The sequence below is a fragment of the Bathymodiolus platifrons methanotrophic gill symbiont genome (genome assembly GCF_002189065.1).
Taxonomy (GTDB): Bacteria; Pseudomonadota; Gammaproteobacteria; order Methylococcales; family Methylomonadaceae; genus Methyloprofundus.
On record NZ_BDMN01000406.1, the window covers coordinates 1 to 2,467 of the forward strand.

The window sequence follows — 2,467 nt, forward strand, 5'->3', positions numbered from 1 at the left end:
ACAACTAGATTTACACCAAAAGAATCCGGATGGTATAACATAGAGACTTTCAGTGATGATGAAGATACCGTTATGGAAATTTATAATCCCCAAGGCCATTCTATGGTAGCGGCGGGAGAGAGTGATGGAGATAGAGGCGTGGACAATGAAGAATTGCAAAGAAAGTACTTTGATGCAGGTAAAACGTATACAATTCAGGTCTACATGGAGGATTCAGACGATGAAGGGTTTGCTTGGGTGCATGTTTGGAGAAGTTCGTGGAACCCTCTATAAAGGATTAGTTTAGGACGTTCTTTATAGATAAATAAAGGTCTTTAAATACAGCTAAGAGGGAGTCCTTTAGATTCAAAACCTCATTAAAAATTAAATTGAGAATAATAAAATGAAAGATACTAGAATTAAGATCAGAGTTTATTTTATATTATTTGTATTCCTAAATTGCTTAAAGGGAACCCTTGTGACTGCTGGAGGATTTGGATCCGCGGATGGAGGGACTGGATTCGGAAGCTGGGATACCCAGGAAGTGGAGGAGGTAGAAAAACCAATGCCCAGATAGTAGACGAGTACACGCTCAATGGTTATAGTGACTGGTTTATCCCTTCAACAGGGGAATTAGTATTAATGTACAAAAACCTATGGGAACCGAGAATTTACCCTTTTAGGTTTAGAATGTATGTAAGTTCAAGTGAGGCTATAGAAGATTATCATGGCACGGATAAGGTTAGCATATATGCCTACCAATCGGTGGAGGCCATCGTATTTGGGGATAAAAAGAGTGAAGAAATGGATATTACCGGCACAGTGAAAGACGCAGCTCAAGACACGCGAGCTATTCGTGAATTCTAATTGTCGATTCTAACGCTGTCATCCACGAACGGGATGATGGTCTCCAGAAGAATCTATCCAAGCTCAAATCTCAATGCCTAGAGGACAACGTGAGCCTTTATAACGATTTATGCAACCTTAGGATAGAGCTTAAACCTTATTACGGACTAACACCCGTTAACACCATTGCAGATTCAACAAGAAAATCATCACAAAAGAATTTAAACCTAAAGCACTCTAATGTACGGCTCGTTTCTCGACAAAGAATAAATAGCATATTTGAGACACTTGCAACGAGTGATAACTGGATAAACCTATCCATTTACATCGCATTAGCCAGTGGACGGCGGTGCATCGAGGTTTTATCAACTGGCGACTTTGCTCCAGCCAAGGGATGTAATAGAACAGCGCACATTGAGTTCTCAGGGCAAGCCAAAACAAAAGGTCGAGATAATGTCGGCGCACTCAATATTCCTATCCTAGTGCCACTCAAGGACTTTAATAAAATATGGAAAAAGCTACGCGAGATACTAAGCCGCTCCATTTTCCTTGGTAAACCCGTCCCCAACCTTACTCACGACGAGATCAACACAAGCCTGTCAAAGGCTCTCAATAATCGAGTTAAAGCACTGCTGGGCAAGCCGTTTACGTTTAAAGACTTAAGAGCTATTTACGCAACAAGCGCTAGCCAGACATTCCATGACCCAAACAAGCGCACGATTGAATCATTCTTTTGCGAGATACTCGGACATGCAGAGGATGATCTATCAACCCAGTTAAGCTACAAAGGCATCTCTATTGTCGACGAGCTAGACGATGACGCGCTACTTGATGCAGTTGAGCACCTGAGCACAGAAAGAGTCAGACACAAAGGCGCAATAAGCGTAAACATAGAAAAGCTAAAGCTAAAAGACGCACCTGTCAAACGCACAAACTCAGTGGCTATAATCCGCGCTCACGAATTCACAAAGGATACCATCACCAAAAATCCCAGCGCACAAATAACACAAACACTACTCACAAAACTTAAAGCAAAATGAATACTTGATTTTCATTCAATCCGCATTTAATAATTACTATTAGTGAGGCTTTATTATCTTGATAACTCACATTAAGACGTATGTATCACACCGTGCAGAGATAAATAACCCTGTGACATTACTATGCGTAAATTGTGAGCAACAATTCTTATATCGTAGTTACCCACAAGAACTGTTGATAAAAGTGTGTGCTACTTTTGTGTAACTGACTGAAAGCCACAATACATATAGGCTAGGGTTATATTGTACATTTTTTGTACAGGGCATTTATTAAGCTACATTTGATTCACCGTTTTACTATGCTCCTAAGTTATACGCGCCCAGGCGCGCCATGCTACCTCACGAAATTCTGGGACTCCTGTCGCCATAATTCGTTCACCTACGCAGCGGATGGGAGATGCCCTGAACGCCCTGCGTCCGCAACGACTACGCACAAAAGCCGCTTCGTCATTACTACCTCACTGGCTGGACGGCTATTCGGAATGCAATTCTTGCTCCTCTCGCGTGCTGCTAGCACACGTCGAATCAGCGAATTGCCCTGTCGCCTATCAGGGACTAAAAATCACCACTTCGCTAAGCTCCGTTTCCATGATTTTCAGCGA

The 2,467-nt window shown here is 42.1% G+C and carries 5 protein-coding genes; 4 read left to right on the forward strand and 1 reads right to left on the reverse strand.

Translation table 11 applies throughout. The features are described 5' to 3' along the window. The 4 genes from CDZ78_RS18335 to CDZ78_RS18345 all read left to right on the forward strand — a co-directional run. On the forward strand, positions 1-273 hold a 273-nt coding region (locus CDZ78_RS18335; RefSeq protein WP_211200780.1), incomplete at its 5' end, for a hypothetical protein. A 109-nt stretch (positions 274-382) separates the two neighbouring features. Next, entirely contained in the window at positions 383-556 is a 174-nt protein-coding gene (locus CDZ78_RS22350; RefSeq protein ID WP_167374397.1) for a hypothetical protein, read from the forward strand. 65 nt (positions 557-621) lie between these two features. After that, the gene (locus tag CDZ78_RS22355; RefSeq protein WP_167374398.1) at positions 622-846 is read left to right on the forward strand and encodes a hypothetical protein; all 225 of its coding nucleotides are present in this window, start codon (positions 622-624) and stop codon (positions 844-846) included. A gap of 89 nt (positions 847-935) precedes the next feature. Beyond that, positions 936-1,865, forward strand: a complete 930-nt coding sequence (locus tag CDZ78_RS18345; RefSeq protein ID WP_167374399.1) for a protelomerase family protein — start codon at positions 936-938, stop codon at positions 1,863-1,865. A 305-nt stretch (positions 1,866-2,170) separates the two neighbouring features. Here the strand turns inward: CDZ78_RS18345 and CDZ78_RS23905 are convergent, their stop codons facing one another. Further along, a complete protein-coding gene (locus CDZ78_RS23905; RefSeq protein WP_280175533.1) occupies positions 2,171-2,299 on the reverse strand; it encodes a hypothetical protein in 129 nt (42 codons plus the stop codon). Positions 2,300-2,467 lie beyond the last annotated feature (168 nt).